This is a genomic window from Phytobacter sp. V69, from assembly GCF_965644215.1.
GTDB lineage: Bacteria > Pseudomonadota > Gammaproteobacteria > Enterobacterales > Enterobacteriaceae > Phytobacter.
Window position 1 is genome coordinate 1 of record NZ_CBFFRL010000078.1, and the last position, 22,345, is coordinate 22,345.

A 22,345-nucleotide genomic window follows, 5' to 3' on the forward strand; every position below is an offset into this window, starting at 1 on the left:
AGCGGGCATCGTGAAAAGTCTATGTCAAAGAAAGGGTTATGTTCTCATAATTGACGATTAAATCGCACCTTCCTTAAGCAGTAAAGTCTGGTCAGGTGGGGCGCGTTGTTTCAACGCGCATACCACATTAAAAACGACTCACACATTCCATCGCCACGGATTTAAATGAGTCGAAATCCTTACAGGCGCTCAATCGGGATGCAGCCCGTTCGCGTAAAAACGTGACGAAAATATCGTATATCGCCATCGCCTCTTCATATTCGCTTTTGCTGATCGCCAGCAGGAAAATAACGTGTGCGGTCTCCTCTCCCCACTGAATACCATGTGGTGCCAGTACCGTATAGACCACGGTTTTTTGCGCCAGCAGCCCCAGCGAGTGCGGCAGGGCAATCCCTTCGCCCAGCATCGTACTGACAATTGCCTCACGCTCCACCACCGAGTCAAGAAAATCAGCATCAACAAAGCCTTCCCGCTGGAGCTGAGCACAGAGCGTGTTGAACAATGTTTGCTGATCCAGCGGCTGGTCGATGATGGTGAAATGCGCGGCATCAAAATACTTTTCCAGGATCCACGGCCGCGTTCGGTCCACCAGTACCAGTTTGCCAATCTGCTCAAGCTGGTAGTCCGTCGGGAACGGCGCGATGGTCACGATCGGCTTCGCTTTGTCGCTGATGCGCGCCGTGGAGATCACAAAGTCTTCGCTAATGGCTTCGCACTGTTCATAGTCACGCAGCGTCAACGTGTGGGAGACCTCAATCTGCGGATATTTGCGCTGGAGCACCGCTTCAATCATTCGCGCCATCGCGTTTCCCGCATCGCACACCAGCATCACGCGCGGCTGGCGCTGATAGCCAATGTTGTAATGCCGCTCCAGCCAACGCCAATATGCAGCACCAGGAAGCCGACCTCGTTTTCACTGATCACATAGGGCGTGTATTTTCCCCAGTTGGAGACCGCCGCCAGCGTCATGTCCCACGCCATCGGATAGTGCTGCTTGATGTTATCGAGCAACGGATTGGGGATCATAATCTGGTAGCGCACCCGGGTAATCATGGTCTTGATATGGGTAAGCAGGTCCGCATGCAGCTGGGCGTCGTTTTGCAGGTTGTAGTTATACTGCGTGTTGATGTAGCTGAGGATGTAGTTCACCAGCGCTTCGCCATCGTCCGCGCTGATGGCGCTGGGGGTAATATCCTGCAACTGCCGCCCGGCAATATGCACCCGCAGCCAGTGTTCTTCCGACGCTGCCAGCGGTTTTTCCGCCAGCTGTTGCAGCGCGGCGACGATATCCCGCGCGGCATCGCGCACGTTCTCATCGCCGTCTTCGGCACTGAACTCTGACAGTGGAAACCCTTCGCTAATACGGCGTACCGCAACCGCGCAATACAAGCGGATAAACAGCTCACCTTCGTCGGTCAGGCGAATACGGTGGCGGGTAAAGATATCGTGCAGAATCACCGCCAGCTGCTCCGGCACGCCTTTGTTGAGCGCCTCTTCGGTGACAAGCGGGTTCTGGGCATTCTGTTGCGTCAGTTCCCACAGCAAATCCGTCAGGCAGGCACGCAGGGTCATTTCGCTGCCGAACAACTTCATGCCGTGACGCGGGCGGGTTTCCAGCGTCAGACGGTAGCGGGAAAACCACTCCCGGACTTCCGTCATGTCATTTTGCAGGGTCGCACGGCTGATAAACCACTCATCCGCCAGGTCTTCGAGCTTGAGAGAAAAGGCCGAGGTGAGAAAACGCAGCAGCAGATAGTGCACCCGCTCCGGTCCACTGCGCGGAATACGCAGCGTACGCGGACGCTCCGCCTGCAAGACTTGATAGCGGCTGGCATCGTCAATTTTTAGCTGATAGCCGTTGCCACGGCTGAGAATAAACTGCGCCCCATGATGCTCCAGCAACGCATTCAGCGCAGTGATATCAGCCCGGACGGTACGTGTGGAAACCGACAGCCGTTGCGCCAGCTCATCCTGAGGCAGCGTCTCGTTTTGCAACATCATAAACAGTTGCGCTAAACGTTGGTTGGGGAATCGCACGTCATTGTCCTCTTAACATGGCGGGAGGGATTACCCCTCACCTAACCCTCTTCCCAAAGGGGCGAGGGGACTAAAAACCCACGCGCTGTTTGGTCATCGCCAGCAACTGACGCACGTCCGCCGGCCGGGTATCACCGCTTACCTTATCAATAATAGAACTATAAATATGAGGAATGATTTTGCTGACTCCCGCATCCAGTGCGATCTGCAAAATCTCACCAAAGTTTTCCAGATCGATACCGCCCGTTGGCTCCAGCCAGAAATCATGCCGGGCGCAGGCTTCCGCCACCGCCTGGTACTCTTCGCGGCATTTCAGCCCGCCCATCGGAAAATATTTAATGGAGCTACCGCCGAAATCTTTCAGCAGGGCAATGGCGGTTTCCACCGGTACGATGCCGTCCGGCGCCTGGCCGCTGAGCGGCCCGGTGGAGATTTTGACCAGACCCGGCGTACCCGTTGGCGACACCAGGCCGTTCACCACGGTCTCGTTCTGGCCCAGCAGTGCACGGCTGGTTGCCACCCCGGTAAACACCTGATTGACGTGCTGCGGCTGCACGTCGCGGGAGATGGCGCTGACCATCGCCGACTGGTTCGGGTCACCTGCACCGAGCCCCACAGAGAGGGCGTTATCAATACGCGCTGCATAGTCACGCATGTCCGCCACCGCGCTTGCCACATCCGGGTAGTTTTTGGAGAGCACGCCCACCAGCACATGGCCTTCCGCCGCCTCATAAATGGCGCTGGCGTTCTCTTTACTTCCTGCCAGGACATTCAGGCAGACACGGTCTTGATAAAAATTCGGCGTCAGTTTCATGCGCGTTGTTCCTTATTCAGTTCTTCGGCGATACGGTTCGCCACAATCTCCAGTTGCTCAGCGCTCACGCTGCGCACATCGGCTTCGATGATCCCTTCATTGGCTTTGTAGCCACGGAAGTAAATGGCGTATTCCCCCTGTTTCAAGGCGCTGACCAGCTCACCGGTGGCGACGCCGGTGACGGCTTCATCAAACTTAATTTCACTGCGGGCGATATCGCGCCCGGCGCTGTCCCATACCACGCGGGCCGTCACGCCGTTGAGCGTATTCAGTGAATCAATAAATGGCGTCATTTTGGCGACCATTTCTGCGCCGCTCTCTTTGGTCGCGCTCAGGTAGTGCTCAATAGCGCAAGTCAGGCCGAGAATCCCCTCTTTGCCCACCTTCATGGCGCGGCCAATGCCCGCCGTCTGGCGTTTGACCCACTCCACGTACTGAGTTTTGCCAATCACCAGCCCGCTGGTCGGCCCTTCAATTGCCTTCGCGCCGCTGTAGATAACCAGGTCTGCTCCGGCACGGTAGTAGCACTGCAGATCTTCTTCCGCCGCCGCATCGACAATCAGCGGCAGGTTGTGTTTGCGCGCCACCACGACCGCCTGCTCGACGCTGAGCATGCTTTTTTGCACGCAGTGGTGCGATTTGATGTAGAGAATGGCCGCCGTACCCGGGGAAATGGCCGCCGCCAGTTGATCGGCGGAGCATTCGTTGGCATAACCCGCTTCCACCACTTTGCCGCCGCCCAGCGCCACCATGGTGCCGACTGGCGCGCCAAAGTTAACGTTGTGGCCGCGTGGCAGGACGATTTCGTTGTTTTCAATCGGCGTGCTGTGCAGGTTTTCCAGCAGCCAGTCGCTGTCTTTCACCAGCACCGCCGCCACGGATTGGGCAATCCCCGCCGAGGCGCAGGAGACCACGGTAGCCCCTTCAACTTCCAGCAGCTTCGCAATGTAGTCACCGGTTTTGTTCACCAGGTCTTTCATTTCGAAATAGTGATTAATGCCGCTCAGCACGGCCTCGACCACTTCCGGCCGCGGGGTGGAAACACCGAGTGCCGTCATGCGCCCGGAGGCGTTAATCACTTGCTTTAACTGATATTTCTCATAAATCGAAGGCATGCTCTGCACTCCCTTGTTCGGTCATATAGCCCTTGCCTGCGCGAATGGCGGCCAGCGGCGTGAGTAACTGGTCGGCCTGCAGGGTGTCGTTTTCCGCATCGGTGAACAGCACCGACTGACGACGCAGGTCGAAAATGGTCAGGTCGGCGTCATAGCCCACGGCAAGCCGCCCTTTGCGGTTCAGACGCAGCCCTTCGGTGGCATGGTTGGTCACGCAGGCGATCACCTGCGGCAGCGACATGCCGATGGCGAGGAATTTGGACATCACTTTCGCCAGCGAGAACACCGGGCCGTTGATCCGGTTGCGGCAGTAGATATCGGAGCTGATGGTGTGCGGCAAAATCCCCAGCGCAATCGCCCGTTGTGCCACAGCAAAGCTGAAACTGGCGCTGCCGTGACCGATATCCAGACGCACGCCGCGCGCGATGGCGCGGTTCACCGAGGCCCGCAGCTCGCCGGATGGCGTGAGAATGCGGTTGGGTTTGCCGTTATAGCAGTGGGTAATGATGTCGCCGGAAGTCAGCAGCTCAGCAATCTCATCGAGGTTCGGCGGGTTGTTACCGATATGGACCATCAACGGCAGGTCGCCGTTCTCTTTCTGAATCGCTTTGGCGCGTTCCAGCGGCGTAATGCCGTTCTCACCGACCACGCTGCTGCTTATGCGCGCTTTCAGGCCGACGATAAAATCAGGATGACGTTTCACCGCCTCGCGCGCGGCATCGGCGTCGATATTGGTCATGTTCGCCAGTTCGTTTTGCGCAATCAGGCCCACGCGAGATATGTTCAGCAGTGCATAAACCTCGGTGACCGCCTGACGGGTGATGGCATAGAAATCATCGATATCGTCCGCGCCCGTACTGCCTGCATCAATCACCGTGGTCACGCCCGTGGCGACACCGACGCTGTCCGGCTGGTCGTGGTAGATAGGCGAGTTCGGGTAGCAGTGCACGTGGGAATCAATCCAGCCCGCACTCACATAATACTCGCCACCTAAATCAACGGTCCTGGCAGCCGGGCCGCTAATGTCGCCCAATGCCGCGATTTTGCCGTCTTTGATGGCGATATCCGTCACCGTGTCATCCACCAGACGCGCCCGGCGCAGGAGTAAATCAAACATGCGTATCTCCAGTGATAACGGGCGCTTTCGCGCCCGGTCAGATCAAAGTGCAATCGGGAAGATGGAGCCCAGCAGCATCGCCCCGAGGATGGCGCCCCCGGTAATCGGCTTCTGCCAGAGGTAGAACAGCAGTGCGCCTACCAGCGAACCGATGCCGATAGGAATCGAGGCGGTCATCGCGCTGAGGATAATCAACGGACCAAGGAAACGGCCGGATGCGTTACCCGCCCCCATCATCACGTCCGCCCCGTAGGTGGAATCGCTCTGGTTGATGGTGAACTTACGCGCCAGGATGATGATGTAGCCAATGGCCAGACCAATCACCAGGCCGGTTGCCAGCGAAGCCATAAAGTTGGTCACCGGGAACATGATCCCCGCGCCCAGCAGCAGCGCCGGAACGCCGAGGCCCACACCGGTCTGGATAGCCCCGCCGATGTCCAGAATCCCGACCAGCGAGCCTTCGATAATGCGGGCAAACAGGAAGCTTGCACCAAACGCCGCCACCGCACCGTACGCACCGGTATCAATCCCGGATTTCAGCATCGCCACGAAGGCCACTTCGTTAAACGCGCCAATGCCGTAGAGGTAGTACATGTGTGTCCCGGCGAACACACCGGATGACAGCAGGCCGACGAAGATCGGGAATGACCAGTCGGCGTACCAAAAACCTTTATTCTGTTCCATCGTCGTTCCTTACTTGCCGCTGAGCGAGTTATGGATGAGCTCCAGCCAGTTCGGCGCGCTCAGGTTGAAGGACTGGATCATTTTCAGATCGAAGCCGCGGAAGAAGGCGCTCAGCACAAACAGAGCCACAATGGCGCTCATCATCACTTTGGTGACACGGTGCCAGCCGCTCTCTTCCACGCCTTTACCGATCAGGATGCCCAGCACCAGACCCGGTACGGCGTTACCCATTATCAGTTGCGCAGCGCCGCCGAAGACGGTCGCCCAGAAGCCGGATTTTTTACCCGCGTCGATTGCCGCCAGCCAGAAGATTACCGGCATCACGGTGTTCACCAGCAGGTTGGCCGCAGGCACCAGCACTTTCACCGCCGTCACCTGCAGTGCAGCCGGAACGGAAGAGGCGGTCAGGTTGAGGAAGGTCACCACGATCATGCCGATCAGGCCGCAGGCGATGGCCATCTTTTTCGGATCGTGCAGGGTTTCGCCGACGTTGCGGTTTTTCACCATCAACGCCGCCGCGCCCCAGTTCGGGATGATGCGATGGTCAACGTCCTGGGTGAAGGAACCCGCCGCGACGGACGAGGCCCAGGCGTTGAAGAAGAAGCCTAACCCAAAGGAGAAGTGAGAGGCCGGATCCCCTTCGCAGGAGTTCAGCTCGCCGAGTGTACGAAATGCGCCCATCGCTTGAGTGGTCGGCGCATGAAACATGCGTGCAGCCCCAGCGCCGACACCGACGCCCACAAGGCCGCCGATGATGAGCGATTTTATTAAAATTATCAGGAACATCAGTCTGCCCTTTTAGTCAGAATCAGCGTTGCGTGACGAAATCCACGTTGTCGAGATTGATGGCGGTCACGTTGACGGTGACGTCCAGCTCCACGCTGTACGTCCGTCTTTCGCGGCGCAGAAAGAGGAATAAGAAAGCCTCTTTCCGCGTCGTTTCCTGCGCATGAACAACCTGCACATCCTGTGGCTCTATGCGCAGTAAAATGTGCGGCGACGCTTTCATCACCGCGGCCTGAACATGGTTCAGGGCATCGGAGAAGGCCCGTGCTTTCGACTCGCCTTTGCCTTTAACCCTGACCGTGGTGGTGAACTGTTCTTTCATGGTTACGCGCCGTATTTTTTCTGCCACGCCTGTACTAGGCGCTCGCCTAACTCTTCTTTGTCCATAAAACCGAAACCGAGGACATTGCAGCCTTCGTTGATGGCGGTGATGCCCTCTTCGACTGAGCGCATACCGTATTTGGCTTTATAGCCGTATTTATTTTGCGCAGTGATCGCACCCGCACCGCCGCTGCCGCAAAACGAGATGCCGAAGGTGGCGTTTTCCGTCTTCATCACATCGCCCAGCTTCATATCCGCCGCCACGCCCGGTACCACCACGGCACGACCACCGGCTTTCTCTACGCCTGCTGCCACTTTCTGACCTTTACCCAGACGGTCACCAATCACTACGGTAATTTGTTCCATTGTTCGCTCCTTAAAGGTTGTCTTTTGCCACTTCGAAGTGCACCGACAGCAGCCAGGCTTCTTCTTCCGGGAGATTGCCAAATTGCGCCACGATATCGCGGGCAAGCTGCATTGATTCTGGTGAGATTTCATCAAACAAATCCGCTTCCACTTCCGGCAAGGGCTCGCCGGTCACTGACCGGTGCGCCATGGCGCGAACGTGGGAAGTCAGCATTTGCTGTTGCACCGCGTTGGGCACAATGTTGTGGTGGCTGAGCAAGCTGTACACCTGCGCTAGCATGCGTTCGGCCAGGGTTGCCGTAAGCTGCGCCCCCTCTCCAGCGTCGTTCATTACCGCTCCGTTATTCACTCGTCTTACCCCGTTAATGGCTTAGGGATAAAACTAACGTTGCAGGTTAAGAGTTTGTAGCGAGGAGTTTTCCACTTTGAAGTGGAAAGCCGGGAGACTTTAGTGATCTGCGCCACATTAATGCGCCCCTTCGGGCTTTTCACTGTGTAGCGGTCACAGTTTTTACGGAAAAATGCGGAAAAATGGCCGTAATGAATAATAAAAAAACGGCCAACGGGATGAGAAAAGTGTGAAGTGATAAGGGTTTCTTATGAAAAAAACCTGGCCAGAGGCGTTTTCAACCGCCTGCCGTTGGGCTGATCGCCTGTAAAAAGTAGTTGGTAAACGAGGAGACGATCGGCAGCAGCGGTCTGATCGGTAAGCGCAGCAGATGCATGGGTCGAGGCGGCGGCAAATAGTCCGGTAGCACAAGGCACAAGCGGTCTTCGTCGATATCCTGCTGCAAGGTCAGCGTCGAGTGCTGCACAATTCCCAGCCCGGACAGCGCCGCCTGGCGTATCGCTTCGCCGGAATCGACCATCAAACGCGGCGTAATCGCGACGTCCAGCTTCCCGGACGGGCCTTCCAGCTGCCAGCTATGGTCTGAACGCCACTGGCTGAAACTGATGCAGTGGTGATGTTTCAGATCCTCCGGTAAGGGCGGCGTGCCATGACGCTGCAGGTATTCCGGGGACGCGGCGAGGATCATACGATACGGCGGGAGCGGAATGGCAATAATCCCGTCGTCGTTGATATTGCCGATGCGGATTGCCAGCTGGAAGCGTTCTTCAATCAGATCCACTCTCCGGTCGGTCAGGACCATTTCGGCGTCCACGCCGGGGTACTGTTGCAAAAAACGCGACAGGATCGGGGTCAGCACTCGCTGGCCAAAGATCACCGGCGCGCTGATACGCAGCATGCCCGCGACATTGTCATACAGGTGGTTTGCCAGCCCGTCCGCCTCGCGGATGGTGGCAAGGATCTGCACACCATACTGATAAAAGCGCTGGCCTGCGTCCGTCAGCCCCTGTCGCCGGGTGGTGCGGTGAATCAGCTGGCAGCCCGTTCTGGCCTCCAGTTCGCGGACGTGTTTGCCCACCATTGCCGGGGTGATACCCAGCTCTTCCGCCGCCGCAGTGAAGCTGCCGCAGGTGACCGTACGAACAAACGACTCAACGCATTTCAGGTAATCCATTTATCGCCCCGGATTCTAAACTCTGGTTATCAAATCAAAATAGCAGAGTCCTCTTTATCCACCCATGACCGGGAGGAATAATCGTCGCATTCCTCTCTATTAGGTCATTTTATTATGCAATCTCTGGTGTTCGATCATTTTGGTTCTTCGGATGTGCTGTGGCTTCGCGAAAGCCCTGTGCCCACAGTGGGCGCGGGGGAATTACTCGTTGAGGTATCCGCCGCCGGGCTAAATTTCGCCGACGTGTATCGCCGCCAGGGCCGTTACCCGCTCGCGGGAGAGGCGCCGTGGACCGCCGGATATGAAGGGGCCGGGCGCGTGATCGAAGTGGGAGCGGGGGTCAGCGGGTGGCAGCCGGGCGATCGCGTTGGCTTCACCGACGTGCCGCTGGCTCACGCCAGCCATATCCGCGTGCCGCAGGCTCATGCAATCCGCCTGCCGGACTGGATTTCAGAAGCGGAAGCCGCCTCGGTGTTATTGCAGGGGCTGACGGCGGATTACCTCATTCACGATGTACTGCCAGTGGTCGCGGGGATGCATATCGCGGTGCTGGCAGCGGCGGGCGGTGTGGGGCGTCTGCTCACCCAGATACTGGTACACCACGGCGTGCATGTGTTTGCGGTGGCATCGAACGCAGAAAAACAGAGCATTTGTCTGCAGCACGGCGCAGAAGCGGCCGCCGGGTACGATAACTGGCAAGACGAAGCACGAAAATGGCACCCGCTGGGCTGCGATATCGTGTTTGATTCTGTCGGTAGCACCTTGTTGCAAAGCCTGGATGCGCTGAAAGACGGTGGTCGGGTGGTTTTGTTTGGCATGTCCGGCGGGGCTATTCCGTCGGTGGATCCGTCGGTTTTTCTGCTGAAATCCTCTGGGGTCATTGGGGCCGACCTCTGGACCTATCTCACCTCACAAGAAGAGCGACAGAGCCGGGCCGATCGCCTGTTTGGCATGCTGGAATCGGGCGCTATCGCACAGACAAAAGCCACATCGTTCCCGCTCTCTCAGGGCGCGAAAGCCCATGACCTGCTGGAAGACAGGGCATTTAGCGGAAAAATCATTCTGATTCCGTAACGCGGTTGTTTTAACGCGGATGTTTAACGGAGAGGAAAGCGGGGCACTGCGCCCCGCCTGGTCATTCTTAGCGGAACTTCTTGTGGTTGACGTTACGGGTCGCTTTAAACTCTTCAGCTGCCGCTTTCGCCTCTTTCACTTTGCCTTCGTTCGCCAGTTTCAGCGCACCGTCGATCTGACCAATTAGCGTTTGCATCCCCTGATGGTAGTCTTTCATTTCCGGGCTGTCCGGCGCTTTGCCTTCCAGCTTCGGCGGTGTCGCTTTCTGTGCGTCTTCGGCAGCCGTCCGCATTTTGGTTAACGCATCTTTGATGGTCGCTGCGTCATCCGCTTTTTGGACAACCTGGAGGTTTTCGTTGAGGGTGTCCATATCTTCGCCCAGGTCAGCGGCAAACGCCTGTGCCGAGCCAAGAATGAGGGTAGAGACGGCTAACATTGCCAGCAGTTTTTTCCGCATTGCTCACTTCCTTTTTTTATTATTAAAAAAAGCCATACCCTAAATAATTCGAGTTTCAGGCAGGCGGCTAGCGTGTGAATCCCCAGGCGCTTACATCAGTAAGTGACTGGGGTGAGCACGTGCAGCTAACGCACCTGTAACTTGAAGTATGACGGGTATTACTGACCGGCGATTTTCATCTCCGGTAACAACACTGAACCACACTGAATATTGCTACGTGTTTCGATATCGTCAGCAACGGTAACGATATTACGCCACATATCTTTCAGATTTCCTGCAATGGTAATCTCGCTGACCGGGTACTGGATTTCACCGTTTTCCACCCAGAAGCCCGCCGCACCACGGGAGTAATCGCCGGTAATGCCGCTCACGCCCTGGCCCATCAATTCGGTGACCACCAGGCCGGTACCCATCTGTTTGAGCAGTTGATCAAATCCTAAACCACGCCCTTTGATACGCCAGTTGTGGATGCCGCCCGCGTGCCCGGTGCTTTTCAGCCCCAGTTTGCGCGCAGAGTAATTGGTCAGTAGCCACTGGGTGAGCACGCCATCTTTGATGATGTCGCGACGCTCAGTGCGCACCCCTTCACTGTCGAACGGCGTGGACGCCAGCCCTTTGAGTAAATGCGGATGCTCTTCAATGGTCAGCCATTCCGGCAGAATTTGTTTGCCCAGCGAGTCGAGCAAGAAGGTCGATTTGCGATACACCGACCCACCCGCAATGGCGCCCACCAGATGACCAAACAGGCCGGTCGCCACTTCATTGGCGAAAATGACCGGCGCTTTCATGGTCGAGAGTTTACGCGGCGCAAGGCGCGACAATGTGCGGCGCGCGCACTCTTCACCCACCCACTCCGGGCTTTGCAGATCGCGAATATCACGGCCAATGGTGTACGCGTAATCTCGCTCCATATCCCCGTTCTCTTCGGCGATAACGCAGCTTGAGAGCGAATGACGCGTAGAGGCATAGCCCTGCAACATGCCGTGGCTATTGCCGAAAACTTTGATGCCGTAATGGCTGTTAAAGCTGCCGCCTTCGGTGTTGTTGATGCGTTTATCCGCATTTAACGCCGCCTGCTCGGCACGTGAAGCCAGCTCAATGGCTTCGTCCGGCGAGACTTCCGCCGGATGGAAGAGATCCAGATCCGGCGCATTAAAGGCCAGCAGATCTTTTTCCGCCACCCCGGCACACGGGTCCGGCGAGGTATAGCGGGCAATATCCAGCGCCGCCTGTACAGTGCGGGCAATCGCATCCGGGCTTAGATCGGTGGACGACGCGCTGCCTTTACGGTTTTGATGGTAAACCGTAATGCCCAATGCACCGTCGCTGTTAAATTCTACGTTCTCCACTTCACCGTAGCGCGTGCTGACGCTGATCCCGGTGGTCTTGCTGACAGACACTTCCGCACCATCCGATTTTCCGGAGGCCAACTCCAGCGCGGTAGACACCGCTTCTTCCAGTGCTTTACGTTGTTGTGCAACTTGTGTGATTACTTTCATCGCCAATGCCATAATTAGAGGAGAGAATCTTTGAAGTCTAACAGAGAACCGTTTTTCAGTACGCCCCTTAACTGGTAACATTAGCCTCTTTTTTGAGGAACCTGAGATGACAAAGCAGCCCGACGACTGGCTCGACGACGTTCCCGGTGACGACATCGAGGACGAAGATGATGAGATCATCTGGGTCAGTAAGAGTGAAATTAAACGCGACGCCGAGGAGTTAAAACGCCTGGGCGCGGAACTGGTAGACCTGGGCAAAAACGCGCTGGATAAAATCCCGCTCGACCAGGACCTGCGTGACGCCATTGAACTGGCGCAGCGCATCAAGATGGAAGGCCGCCGCCGCCAGCTGCAGTTGATTGGTAAATTGCTGCGTCAGCGCGACGTAGAGCCGATCCGCCAGGCGCTGGATAAGCTGAAAAACCGCCATAACCAACAGGTGGCGTTTTTCCACAAGCTGGAACAGATCCGCGATCGCCTGATTGATGAAGGTGATGACGCCATTGCAGAAGTGTTAGGCCTGTGGCCGGACGCTGACCGTCAGCAACTGCGTACGCTTATCCGCAACGCGAAGAAAGAGAAAGAAGGAAACAAACCGCCAAAATCCGCGCGTTTGATTTTCCAGTACCTGCGCGAGCTGTCTGAAGCCGCAGAATAATCTCTCCCGGATGTGCGGCTCGCCCGCACATCGCTTTCCCCCTTTCCCCCTCGCCTTTTGGCAACGCTTCCTTAGCAGCTATCTGTTTGATAATCAGAGCCCACTCAAGCTGAATCGTTAAAGCAAAAATCTTCACACATCACAACTTTTATGTATAAAAATCCATAATTACATAGACAAAAGTGATCAATGGCAGATTTTTGATCGCTTAATTGTACTTTATTACACCAGATGAAACGGATCACATTTTTTATCATCAGCAATTATTAGATTTCAGGAGCCATAAACATAATCGATTCAGCAAAAAGGAATGAAAATGAAAAAGACTCTGGTGTTATCCACCCTCGCACTTCTTATCTCTGGCAACGTCTGCGCGAAAACCTGGTTGCTGACAAGTGCTGAAAGCGGCGTAGAACAAGGAAACTGGCAGGTCACCAGCCAGCAGCTGAAAATTAAAGATCAGACTTTCAGCATCGAACAAAAAGTGCTGCACGGCGGTAAACAGGAAGGCAGTAAAATCATCACCATCAGCAGCCAGAATGGCCTGACGATCACTCTTAGCCCAACGCGCGGCATGAATTTACTGCGTGTCGAAGGTTTTGGCGTGCGGATGGGCTGGGATTCACCGGTTAAAGAGGTGGTAAATCCGGCGTATATCAATCTGGAAAGCCGCAACGGCCTGGGGTGGCTGGAAGGATTCAACGAAATGCTGGTCCGCTGCGGCTATGAATGGACCGGCCATCCGGTCACCGCAGACGGGCAGATCTACACCCTGCACGGCAAAGTGGGCAACACCACGGCTTCCCAGGTTTCTGTCGATGTCAGCGAGAAAGCGCCGTATGAAATTCGCGTTCGCGGGCTGGTAAAAGAGAGCACCTTTAAAAAGGCCGACCTGCAAACCGAAATGGAACTGAGCTACATTCCGGGCAGCAACAGCTTTACCTTGCATGACGTGCTGACTAACCATGCGGATTACCCGCACGATTATCAGATTATCTACCACAGCAACTTCGGCACACCGATTCTGGAAGAGGGCGCGCGCTTTATTGCCCCTGTTGAGAGCGTCAGCCCGTTCAACGATTACGCCAAAGCTGGACTAAAAAACTGGCAAACCTACAGCGGGCCGACCAAAGGCTTTGACGAAATGGTGTTTAACTTCAAACCGCTGGCTGACGCGCGTAAAGAGACCGTGGCAGCGGTGATTAACAAAGCCGGCGATAAAGGGGCCGCCATCAGCTTTAACACCCAACAACTGCCGGTGCTGACGCTGTGGAAAAACACCGACACCCTGAAACAGGGCTACGTGACGGGGATTGAACCGGGCACCAGCTACGCCTACCCGGTGACCATCGAGCGTGAGCAAAAACGCGTGAAAAAACTGGAACCGGGCCAGAGCACCCGTTTCGATCTAACCTACACCCTGCTGCATAATGCGGCTCAGGTGAAAGAGGTGGAAAAACGCGTCACTGATATCCAGGGCAGCAAAGCGCCGCAGATTATCGACACGCCAATCGCCAAAGAATAAGCATAAAAAAACCGCGCCATTCCCATCAGATGGCGCGGTTTCCTGCCTGTGTCTTTATCGGCTTACTTACTCTGCGGCCGCTTCGGCTTTCTTCGCCAGACCATCCAGCAGTTTCTGATGGATACCACCGAATCCGCCGTTGCTCATCACCAGAATGTGGTCGCCAGGCAGTGCAGTTTTGAGGATCATCTCCGCCAGCGCGTCGACGTCACCGCTCCAGTGTGCAGGCACCACGCATGCGTCGGCCACTTCCGCTACCTGCCACGGAATATGCTGCGGCTGCAGCAGGAAGACTTCATCGGCACGCCCCAGAGACGGTGCCAAGTCATCCTTACAAACGCCCATTTTCATGGTGTTGGAGCGCGGTTCCAGCACCGCAATAATGCGCGCCGTGCCGCCCACTTTGCTGCGCAGGGCAGCCAGCGTAGCCAGAATGGCTGTCGGGTGGTGTGCGAAGTCGTCATACACTTTGACGCCGTGCGCCTCACCGCGCAGCTCAAGGCGACGACGGGCATTCACAAATGAACCCAACGCATCGGCGGCATCAGCTGGCGCCACACCCACATGACGGGCAGCGGCAATTGCCATCAAACCGTTATGCATGTTGTGTTCGCCGACCAGACCCCACTTCACCTGACCGACAGATTCGCCGTCGAGCAGCACTTCCCACTCTGACGCATCGGTGGTCAGTTTTTTCGCCTGCCAGTGGCCCTGTTCGCCCACCAGCTCCTGCTCGCTCCAGCAGCCCATTGCCATCGTCTGTTTCAGATTGATGTCGTTTTCAGGCCAGATGATCTTGCCCTGCCCCGGTACGATACGCACCAGGTGGTGGAACTGTTTCTGGATCGCTTTCAGATCGTCGAAGATGTCCGCATGATCAAACTCAAGGTTGTTGAGGATCAGCGTACGCGGGCAGTAATGGACGAACTTCGAACGCTTATCGAAAAACGCGCAGTCATATTCGTCGGCTTCGATGACGAAGAACGGGCTTTCCCCTAAGCGGGCAGAAACTTCGAAATTGCCCGGCACGCCGCCGATGACAAATCCGGGTTTATAGCCGCAGGCTTCCAGAATCCAGGTCGCCATGCCAGCCGTAGTGGTTTTACCGTGAGTTCCCGCGACCGCCAGAACCCAGCGGTCGCGCAGCACAAAGTCATGCAGCCATTGCGGGCCTGAAACATACGGAATGTTTTTTTCCAGCACCGCTTCAACACACGGGTTGCCGCGCGTCATGGCGTTGCCAATGATGACCAGGTCCGGCGCATTATCAAGCTGACTGGCGTCGTAACCCTGAATAAGTTCAATACCTTGCTTCTCGAGCAGGGTGCTCATCGGCGGATACACATTGGCGTCCGAACCCGTTACCTCGTGACCTAATGAGCGCGCCAGCAGCGCCAGTCCGCCCATGAAGGTGCCACAAATCCCCAAAATATGAATGCGCATTCGTCTCTATCCTTCTTATCTACGGCGCACATTTTACCCTCTTGTCTCACATGACGGAAATGCATTTCAGGATAATCCGTATCCTGCTGGCGCGATTCACCTGTGCGCGAACATTTGAATCTTTGTTAATATTGTTGCAGTCACATTACTCCATATAAAATGTAGGGACAGGGTATGAAAACGTTAGGTGAATTTATTGTCGAAAAGCAGCATGAATTTTCTCATGCTACCGGCGAGCTGACCGCACTGCTCTCGGCAATAAAACTGGGTGCCAAAATCATCCATCGCGATATCAACAAAGCAGGTCTGGTTGATATCCTGGGTGCCAGCGGCGCCGAGAACGTCCAGGGCGAGGAGCAACAAAAACTCGACCTGTTCGCCAATGAAAAACTGAAAGCCGCGCTGCGTGCGCGTGATATTGTCGCGGGTATCGCCTCTGAGGAAGAAGATGAAATCGTTGTCTTCGAAGGTTGCGAACACGCGAAGTATGTTGTGCTTATGGATCCTCTGGACGGCTCCAGTAACATCGATGTTAACGTTTCTGTTGGTACCATCTTCTCTATCTACCGCCGCGTTACGCCGGTAGGTACACCTGTCACCGAAGAAGATTTCCTGCAGCCGGGCAGCCAGCAGGTTGCCGCAGGCTATGTCGTCTATGGCTCTTCCACCATGCTGGTTTACACCACCGGCTGTGGCGTACACGCCTTCACCTACGACCCGTCTCTGGGTGTGTTCTGCCTGTGCCAGGAACGTATGCGCTTCCCGGAAAAAGGCAACACCTACTCCATCAACGAAGGCAACTACATCAAATTCCCGCTGGGCGTGAAGAAGTATCTCAAGTTCTGTCAGGAAGAAGATAAAGCGACTCAGCGCCCTTACACCACCCGCTACATCGGCTCACTGGTAGCGGATTTCCATCGTAACCTGCTAAAAGGCGGGATCTACCTGTACCCGAGCACCGCAAGCCACCCGGAAGGGAAGCTGCGTCTGCTGTATGAGTGCAACCCGATGGCGTTCCTGGCGGAACAGGCTGGCGGTAAAGCGAGTGACGGTAAAGACCGTATTCTGGATATCGTGCCGCAAAGTCTGCACCAGCGCCGTCCGTTCTTCGTCGGCAACGAGCATATGGTGGATGATGTAGAACGTCTGATGCGCGAGTTCCCGGACGCGTAACTCCCCCCAAACTCCCCGGTGGCGCTGCGCTTACCGGGGCTACAGATTAGTAGCCCGGATAAGGCATTTACGCCGCATCCGGGAAATCCCCGGTGGCGCTACATTTATCAGGGCTACAGTCAGTAGCCCGGATAAGGCATTTACGCCGCATCCGGGAAATCCCCGGTGGCGCTGCGCTTACCGGGGCTACAGTCAGTAACCCGGATAAGGCGTTTACGCCGCATCCGGGACAATCCCGGTGGCGCTGCGCTTACCGGGGCTACTTTAAAATCGTCAAACCATCACGCATTTTGCAAACGGAAAGAGGCCATCGCCTCCAGCAATTCGCGGGACTGCTCTTCCAGCGAGCGGGTCGCGGCGGAAGATTGCTGCACCAGCGAGGCGTTTTGCTGCGCCGTTTCGTCCATCTGACTAACCGCAATATTCACCTGCTCAATGCCACGACTCTGCTCCTGCGACGCGCTGGCAATCTCACGCATCAGCTTGGTCATGCGCATCACTTCGGAGGCAATCTCATCCATCGTTTCGCCCGCCTGCATCGCCAGGTCACTGCCTTCTGACACATGGGCCTGCGAGCTGCTGATAAGCTGGCGAATCTCTTTGGCGGCATCCCCACTGCGGCTTGCCAGGTTACGCACTTCACCGGCCACGACCGCAAAACCACGTCCCTGCTCACCCGCACGGGCCGCTTCAACGGCCGCATTCAGCGCCAGGATGTTGGTCTGGAAGGCAATGCTATCAATCATGCTAAGAATATCGGCGATACGGCTGGAACTGTCAGAAATGTCGCGCATCTTCTCAATCACATAGCACACCATTTCACTGCCGCGATCGGCGGTGTCAGAAACCGATTTCGCCAGCTGATGCGCCTGATCGGCGTTCTCCGCGTTCTGTTTCACCGTGGCGGTGATCTCTTCCATACTGGCGGCGGTTTGTTCCAGCGACGTTGCCGTTGATTCGGTACGTTGTGCCAGGTCGACGTTCCCCAGAGACAGTTCACGGCTACCGGTATCGATTTGTGAGCTGGCATCGCGCACGCGGGTCACGGAGTTGATCAGCGAATGGCGCATGTTGTCGATCGCCGCATTCAGGCGGTTGAACTCTTTACTGGTGGTACTGACGCTTATCGATGCCAGGTCGCCTGCGGCAACGTGTTCCAGTTGCACAATGGACGCATCCAGCGGCTTAAGCAGCATGTGACGCAGCGACAGCCAGGCCAGCACGATGATGCCCGCCGCCGCCAGCGCGACGACGACAATCAGCATCATCACAAAATTTTTGCTCGACTGAACCGCGCTCACCTCGGCTTTACCGCGGTTTTCACCCCAGGTCAGAAACGCTCGCATATCGTTATCAAACTGACGTGAAACCGGGATTAACTTGCTCTCCAGCAAATCATAATAGGCATCTGCGCTTTGCTGATTTAACGCCGTCTGCATCGGCTTGATGCCCTGGTCCAGGTATGCGCTGTAGCTTTTCGCGACCTGAGCCAGCAGCGCCGCCCCCTGGTCGTCATCCACACCCGCTTTAATCACGCCGTCCAGCGACTTACGGCCCTGGTCGATTTCGCTATTAATGATCTTTACCGCACTACCGGCATCCGCCAGCAGACCCACTTCCATCATGCGTACCGCCTGACCCGACTCATTACGCGCACGCAGAATTTGCGTGTAGCCTTCATTGAGACGCGCCATTTTCTCGCCTTGCAGAACGCTAATACGTTCCAGTGAGGAAGAGCTTTTGCTGAGGGCATAAATTCCCATGCCGCTTACCACCAGCAGCAGGAAAGTCATAATAGCGAGGAGGGAAAGCAAACCAGTACGAAGCGAGAGCGTTCTGAGCATGATAGTTTTTCCGGTAGCAGAGATTTTTTCAGGCTTAAAATAAGCCTCATTGGCAGGTTATCGACCACCACCGGAAAAACTTTAATTCTTTTTAATAATTTCAATGTGTTACTTTTTTGTTGCCGCCGTGCTAACACGTGTAACAGGCGAGCTCTGGCGATTCTCCCACAGCACCGTAAGGCCACGTTGTAACGCGATAAAAATAAACAACAAAATGCCGATGGCGATTTTGGTCCACCAGGAACTCAATGTGCCATCAAAATTGATGTAGGTTTGGATCAGCCCCTGAATCGCCACGCCGAACAGCGTACCCAGTACCGTGCCCACGCCACCGCTCAGCAGCGTACCGCCAATCACCACCGAGGCAATCGCATCCAGCTCAACCCCCACGCCCGCCAGCGCATAGCCTGCCTGGGTGTAGATAGAGAAAACGATACCCGCCAGCGTTGCCAGCCCGGTCGAGAGCATATAGATACGAATGGTGGTGCTACGGGTTGAGATCCCCATCAGGTTCGCCGACGTTGCGCTGCCGCCGATGGCGTACACTTCATTGCCAAAACGGGTGCGGTGCGCCAGGAAAATACCAATAACCACCACCCCCAGCATCAGCAGCCCCATCGCGCTCAGACGCCCGCCGCCTGGGATAAGCCACGACAGACCGGACAGCATGTCATACACCGGGTGGTTAATTGGGATCGACTCTTCGGAAACCAGATAGCTGACACCGCGTAAAAAGAACATCCCGGCCAGCGTGATAATGAACGCCGGAATTTTCAGCGCATCAACCAACAGCCCCATAAAGGCGCCAAACGCACAGCCCATCACCAGCACCAGCGGGAAGGCAAGCAGGGGGGAAATCCCCCAAAAGCCGATGGCTTTCGCCAGAAACACCCCGGTGAAGGCAATCACCGAACCGACGGAGAGGTCTATCCCGCCGGAGAGGATCACGAAAGTCATCCCGACGGCGATAATACCCAAAAAAGCGTTATCTGTCAGGATGTTGCAAATGACACGGGTAGACGCAAAGCCGGGGAACTGCGTCAGGCAATAGAGATACCCCAGAATAAAGACGCCCAGGGTAATCATCAGCGGTAAGTTACGTTTTATCACGGCTACGCGCTCCTTTAATCAGTACGATAAAGCGCGGCGACTGAACGATCAGTACGCACAGCACCACCACCGCTTTCACCACCTGGTTAAGCTCTGGCTGGAAGCCGGAGAGCAAAATCCCGGTATTCATGCCCTGAATAATCAACGCCCCTATCACCGACAGCAAAAGGTTAAAGCGCCCGCCCATCAGCGATGCGCCGCCAATCACCACTGCCAGGATGGCATCCAGCTCCAGCCATAGCCCGGCGTTGTTGGCATCTGCCCCACGAATATCCGCCGCCACAATCACCCCGGCGATAGCCGCACACACGCCGCTTAGCACATAGGTCAGCATCACCACGACGCGGGTATTCACCCCGGCATTTTTCGCCGCGCGAATGTTAATCCCCACCGCTTCAATAAACATGCCCAGCGCCGTTTTGCGGGTAAACAGCCAGAAGATAACCAGCGTCACCAGCGCAATAATGACCGGCGTGGGGAAAAACAGCAGTTTGCCGCTGCCGATCCACGCCAGATTTGGCGCATCAAAGGTAACGATTTGCCCGGAGGTAATCAGTTGCGCGACCCCGCGCCCGGCCACCATCAGAATCAGCGTGGCGACGAACGGCTGAATTTTCAAAATCGCCACCAGCACGCCGTTCCACAGCCCGGCAAGGACACCCGTGCCCAGCGCGGCAAGCAGCACCATTGGTAAACCGTATCCAGCCACGGTCATCGACGCAGCGGTCGCTCCGGAAATAGCCATCACCGCGCCGACGGAGAGGTCTATACCCCCTGTCGCGATCACCAGCGTCATGCCGATGGCCAGTAACGCCACGGGGGCGGCACGGTTGAGAATATCAATCGGGCTACCGAACAGGCGGCCATCCTGTAACACAATTTGCAGGAAATGGGGGGCGACCATGCTGTCGACCAATAACACCAGCAGCAAAGCCAGAATTTGTGGCGTGCCTGTCGGCCATTTAAAGCGCCGTTTCGACGACCCTGTTTGCGGAAGTGATTGAGGCATCACACTGTACTCCTTATGCCGCGATGGCATTCATGATCGCCGGGACCGACAGCTCGGCGAGTGGGATTTCCGCTATTTGCTTGCGATCGCGCATGATAATCACCCGGTCAGCGTAACCCACCAGATCTTCCAGCTCCGAAGAGATAACCAGCAGCGCCAGGCCGTCCGCGCACAACGTTTCAATCAGGCGAATAATTTCCGCATGTGCCCCGACATCGATGCCGCGCGTCGGCTCATCGAGGATCAGGAACTGCGGTTTGGTCAGCAGCCAGCGGGAAAGCAGGACTTTTTGCTGATTGCCGCCGGAGAGGAACTCAATGGGCTGTTCGGCGCTCGGCGTGCGGATCCCCAACTGGCGGATAAAGCGCTCGGCAATCGCGTTCTGGTCGCGCCGGGGAATTGGCCGCAGCCAGCCGCGCTGCGCCTGCAACGCGAGAATGATATTTTCCCGCACCGACGCTGCCGCGATGATGCCGTCCGTTTTACGGTCTTCCGGACAAAAGCCGATACCAAGGCAGGAAGCCTGATGCGGCGAGCGCAGCGTCTGCGGCTTGCCCTTAATCATTGCGTTGCCACTGTCCGCAGGCTTAATGCCGAAAATAACCTCAGCCGTTTCGGTACGCCCGGAACCCAAAAGCCCGGCCAGACCGACAATCTCACCGGGGCGAACCTCCAGATCGAACGGCGCTATCAGCCCTTTCTTGCCGAAATCTTTAAATGCAGCGACCGGTTTGTCGCTGAGCAGCGTACGGCCCGCGCGTTGCAGGGCGTTATTGTCCAGCTCGCGGCCAAGCATCATTTTCACCAGCTCGATTTGCGGTAGCTCTCGCGTTTCGCGACAGCCAACAAAGCCACCATTACGCAGAACGGTGATGCGATCGCTCACCTGATAAACCTGGTCGAGGAAGTGGGTCACGAAGATCAGCGCCACTCCCTGTTCACGCAGCTGGCGCATCAGGGTGAAGAGCATTTCCACTTCTTGTGTGTCGAGGCTGGCAGTGGGTTCGTCGAGGATAAGTACTTTGGCGGACAGGTCGATGGCACGACAAATCGCCACGATTTGCTGCATGGCGACGGAGTAGCGGTTGAGCGGTTCACGCACGTCGAGGGAGAACCCGTAGGATTCCATCAGTTCGGTGGCGCGCTTTTCCATCTCTTTGCGGCACAGAAAGCCGAAACGCCGCGGTTCGCGGCCAATGAACAGATTATCCGCCACCGACATGTTCGGCAGCAGGTTCACTTCCTGATATACCGTCCCAATCCCCCGTTGCTGGGCATGAGCGGTATTTTTTGGCCGAATTTCGTTACCTTCCAGCCAGATGGTGCCCTTCTCCGCGTGGTACACCCCGGTGAGCGCTTTAATGAGTGTGGATTTTCCGGCACCGTTTTCGCCCAGCAACGCCATGATTTCCCCGCGTCGCAGGCTGAAATCAACGTTATCGAGCGCTTTAACGCCGGGAAAGAATTTGCTTAGGCCCTCGGTACGGAGGATTTCCTGGTGTTGTTCGGTGGTCATAGTCCTCCCCTCACCCTAACCCTCTCCCTGAGGGAGAGGGGATCTGTTATGTGCCCGCACTCACGCCCCCTCTCCCCATGGGAGAGGGGCGGGGTGAGGGAGACAAGGGCATCAGTAGCCCATGTTTTTCTTTTTCTCTAGATAGTGTCGTCACGAGGATAAAAATCATTGATAATAGGGCCTTCTAATCAGAAGGTCCTATTATCATGACTATTCCAGCCTATCGGCGCCACGATATTTCTGACAATGTATGGAGTTTACTGGAACCTCATTT

General features: G+C 56.2%; 20 protein-coding genes and 1 pseudogene. 4 read left to right on the plus strand and 17 right to left on the minus strand.

The window, feature by feature from the left end:
• Nucleotides 1-127 precede the first annotated feature (127 nt).
• From ACSZPU_RS12955 to ACSZPU_RS13000, 10 genes and pseudogenes are all read right to left on the minus strand, one after another.
• A pseudogene (locus tag ACSZPU_RS12955) lies at nucleotides 128-2,037 on the minus strand (BglG family transcription antiterminator).
• Nucleotides 2,038-2,107: 70 nt separating this feature from the next.
• Entirely contained in the window at nucleotides 2,108-2,851 is a 744-nt protein-coding gene (gene dagF / locus ACSZPU_RS12960) for a 2-dehydro-3-deoxy-phosphogluconate aldolase (protein ID WP_498999304.1), read from the minus strand.
• Nucleotides 2,848-3,966: a DgaE family pyridoxal phosphate-dependent ammonia lyase gene (locus tag ACSZPU_RS12965; RefSeq protein WP_498999307.1), complete on the minus strand. Its 1,119-nt coding sequence runs from the start codon at nucleotides 3,964-3,966 to the stop codon at nucleotides 2,848-2,850. Before ACSZPU_RS12965 ends, dagF begins: the two co-directional genes overlap by 4 nt.
• Nucleotides 3,950-5,083: an amidohydrolase/deacetylase family metallohydrolase gene (locus ACSZPU_RS12970; protein WP_498999309.1), complete on the minus strand. Its 1,134-nt coding sequence runs from the start codon at nucleotides 5,081-5,083 to the stop codon at nucleotides 3,950-3,952. Before ACSZPU_RS12970 ends, ACSZPU_RS12965 begins: the two co-directional genes overlap by 17 nt.
• 42 nt (nucleotides 5,084-5,125) lie before the next feature.
• Nucleotides 5,126-5,767, minus strand: a complete 642-nt coding sequence (locus ACSZPU_RS12975) for a DUF4310 family protein (RefSeq protein ID WP_498999311.1) — start codon at nucleotides 5,765-5,767, stop codon at nucleotides 5,126-5,128.
• 9 nt (nucleotides 5,768-5,776) lie between these two features.
• Nucleotides 5,777-6,553, minus strand: coding sequence for a DUF4311 domain-containing protein (locus ACSZPU_RS12980; RefSeq protein WP_498999314.1), 777 nt, complete (start codon nucleotides 6,551-6,553; stop codon nucleotides 5,777-5,779).
• Nucleotides 6,554-6,575: 22 nt separating this feature from the next.
• Nucleotides 6,576-6,875: a DUF4312 family protein gene (locus ACSZPU_RS12985; protein WP_498999316.1), complete on the minus strand. Its 300-nt coding sequence runs from the start codon at nucleotides 6,873-6,875 to the stop codon at nucleotides 6,576-6,578.
• Between the two features lie 2 nt (nucleotides 6,876-6,877).
• Nucleotides 6,878-7,240 carry an SFCGS family glycine-rich protein gene (locus ACSZPU_RS12990; protein WP_498999319.1) on the minus strand — a complete coding sequence of 121 codons (363 nt, stop codon included), beginning with the start codon at nucleotides 7,238-7,240 and terminating at the stop codon, nucleotides 6,878-6,880.
• A gap of 10 nt (nucleotides 7,241-7,250) precedes the next feature.
• Nucleotides 7,251-7,589 carry a glycine dehydrogenase gene (locus ACSZPU_RS12995; RefSeq protein WP_498999321.1) on the minus strand — a complete coding sequence of 113 codons (339 nt, stop codon included), beginning with the start codon at nucleotides 7,587-7,589 and terminating at the stop codon, nucleotides 7,251-7,253.
• 277 nt (nucleotides 7,590-7,866) lie between these two features.
• Nucleotides 7,867-8,763, minus strand: a complete 897-nt coding sequence (locus tag ACSZPU_RS13000) for a LysR family transcriptional regulator (RefSeq protein WP_498999324.1) — start codon at nucleotides 8,761-8,763, stop codon at nucleotides 7,867-7,869.
• 114 nt (nucleotides 8,764-8,877) lie between these two features.
• Between ACSZPU_RS13000 and ACSZPU_RS13005 the strand changes: the two genes are divergently transcribed.
• Entirely contained in the window at nucleotides 8,878-9,837 is a 960-nt protein-coding gene (locus ACSZPU_RS13005) for a quinone oxidoreductase family protein (RefSeq protein WP_498999326.1), read from the plus strand.
• A 67-nt stretch (nucleotides 9,838-9,904) separates the two neighbouring features.
• Here the strand turns inward: ACSZPU_RS13005 and cybC are convergent, their stop codons facing one another.
• Nucleotides 9,905-10,294: a cytochrome b562 gene (gene cybC, locus ACSZPU_RS13010; RefSeq protein WP_498999327.1), complete on the minus strand. Its 390-nt coding sequence runs from the start codon at nucleotides 10,292-10,294 to the stop codon at nucleotides 9,905-9,907.
• A gap of 158 nt (nucleotides 10,295-10,452) precedes the next feature.
• A complete protein-coding gene (pmbA, locus tag ACSZPU_RS13015) occupies nucleotides 10,453-11,805 on the minus strand; it encodes a metalloprotease PmbA (protein ID WP_498999329.1) in 1,353 nt (450 codons plus the stop codon).
• 94 nt (nucleotides 11,806-11,899) lie between these two features.
• Between pmbA and yjgA the strand changes: the two genes are divergently transcribed.
• Nucleotides 11,900-12,451 (plus strand): ribosome biogenesis factor YjgA, encoded by a 552-nt coding sequence (gene yjgA / locus ACSZPU_RS13020; protein WP_498999330.1) that lies wholly within the window; start codon nucleotides 11,900-11,902, stop codon nucleotides 12,449-12,451.
• Nucleotides 12,452-12,767: 316 nt separating this feature from the next.
• The gene (locus ACSZPU_RS13025) at nucleotides 12,768-13,976 is read left to right on the plus strand and encodes an aldose 1-epimerase family protein (protein WP_498999332.1); all 1,209 of its coding nucleotides are present in this window, start codon (nucleotides 12,768-12,770) and stop codon (nucleotides 13,974-13,976) included.
• A 66-nt stretch (nucleotides 13,977-14,042) separates the two neighbouring features.
• Here ACSZPU_RS13025 and mpl read toward each other — a convergent pair whose 3' ends face one another.
• Complete coding sequence (gene mpl / locus ACSZPU_RS13030; protein ID WP_498999335.1) at nucleotides 14,043-15,419, minus strand: UDP-N-acetylmuramate:L-alanyl-gamma-D-glutamyl-meso-diaminopimelate ligase; 1,377 nt, start codon at nucleotides 15,417-15,419, stop codon at nucleotides 14,043-14,045.
• Between the two features lie 174 nt (nucleotides 15,420-15,593).
• Between mpl and fbp the strand changes: the two genes are divergently transcribed.
• Entirely contained in the window at nucleotides 15,594-16,592 is a 999-nt protein-coding gene (gene fbp / locus ACSZPU_RS13035) for a class 1 fructose-bisphosphatase (RefSeq protein ID WP_498999338.1), read from the plus strand.
• A gap of 281 nt (nucleotides 16,593-16,873) precedes the next feature.
• Here the strand turns inward: fbp and ACSZPU_RS13040 are convergent, their stop codons facing one another.
• From ACSZPU_RS13040 to ytfR, 4 genes are all read right to left on the minus strand, one after another.
• A complete protein-coding gene (locus ACSZPU_RS13040) occupies nucleotides 16,874-18,436 on the minus strand; it encodes a methyl-accepting chemotaxis protein (RefSeq protein WP_498999341.1) in 1,563 nt (520 codons plus the stop codon).
• Nucleotides 18,437-18,544: 108 nt separating this feature from the next.
• Nucleotides 18,545-19,546, minus strand: coding sequence for a galactofuranose ABC transporter, permease protein YjfF (gene yjfF, locus ACSZPU_RS13045; RefSeq protein ID WP_498999344.1), 1,002 nt, complete (start codon nucleotides 19,544-19,546; stop codon nucleotides 18,545-18,547).
• A complete protein-coding gene (gene ytfT / locus ACSZPU_RS13050) occupies nucleotides 19,533-20,555 on the minus strand; it encodes a galactofuranose ABC transporter, ATP-binding protein YtfT (protein WP_498999346.1) in 1,023 nt (340 codons plus the stop codon). The genes yjfF and ytfT overlap by 14 nt, the downstream gene beginning before the upstream one ends.
• Before the next feature lie 13 nt (nucleotides 20,556-20,568).
• A complete protein-coding gene (gene ytfR / locus ACSZPU_RS13055) occupies nucleotides 20,569-22,071 on the minus strand; it encodes a galactofuranose ABC transporter, ATP-binding protein YtfR (RefSeq protein WP_498999349.1) in 1,503 nt (500 codons plus the stop codon).
• Between the last annotated feature and the right edge of the window lie 274 nt (nucleotides 22,072-22,345).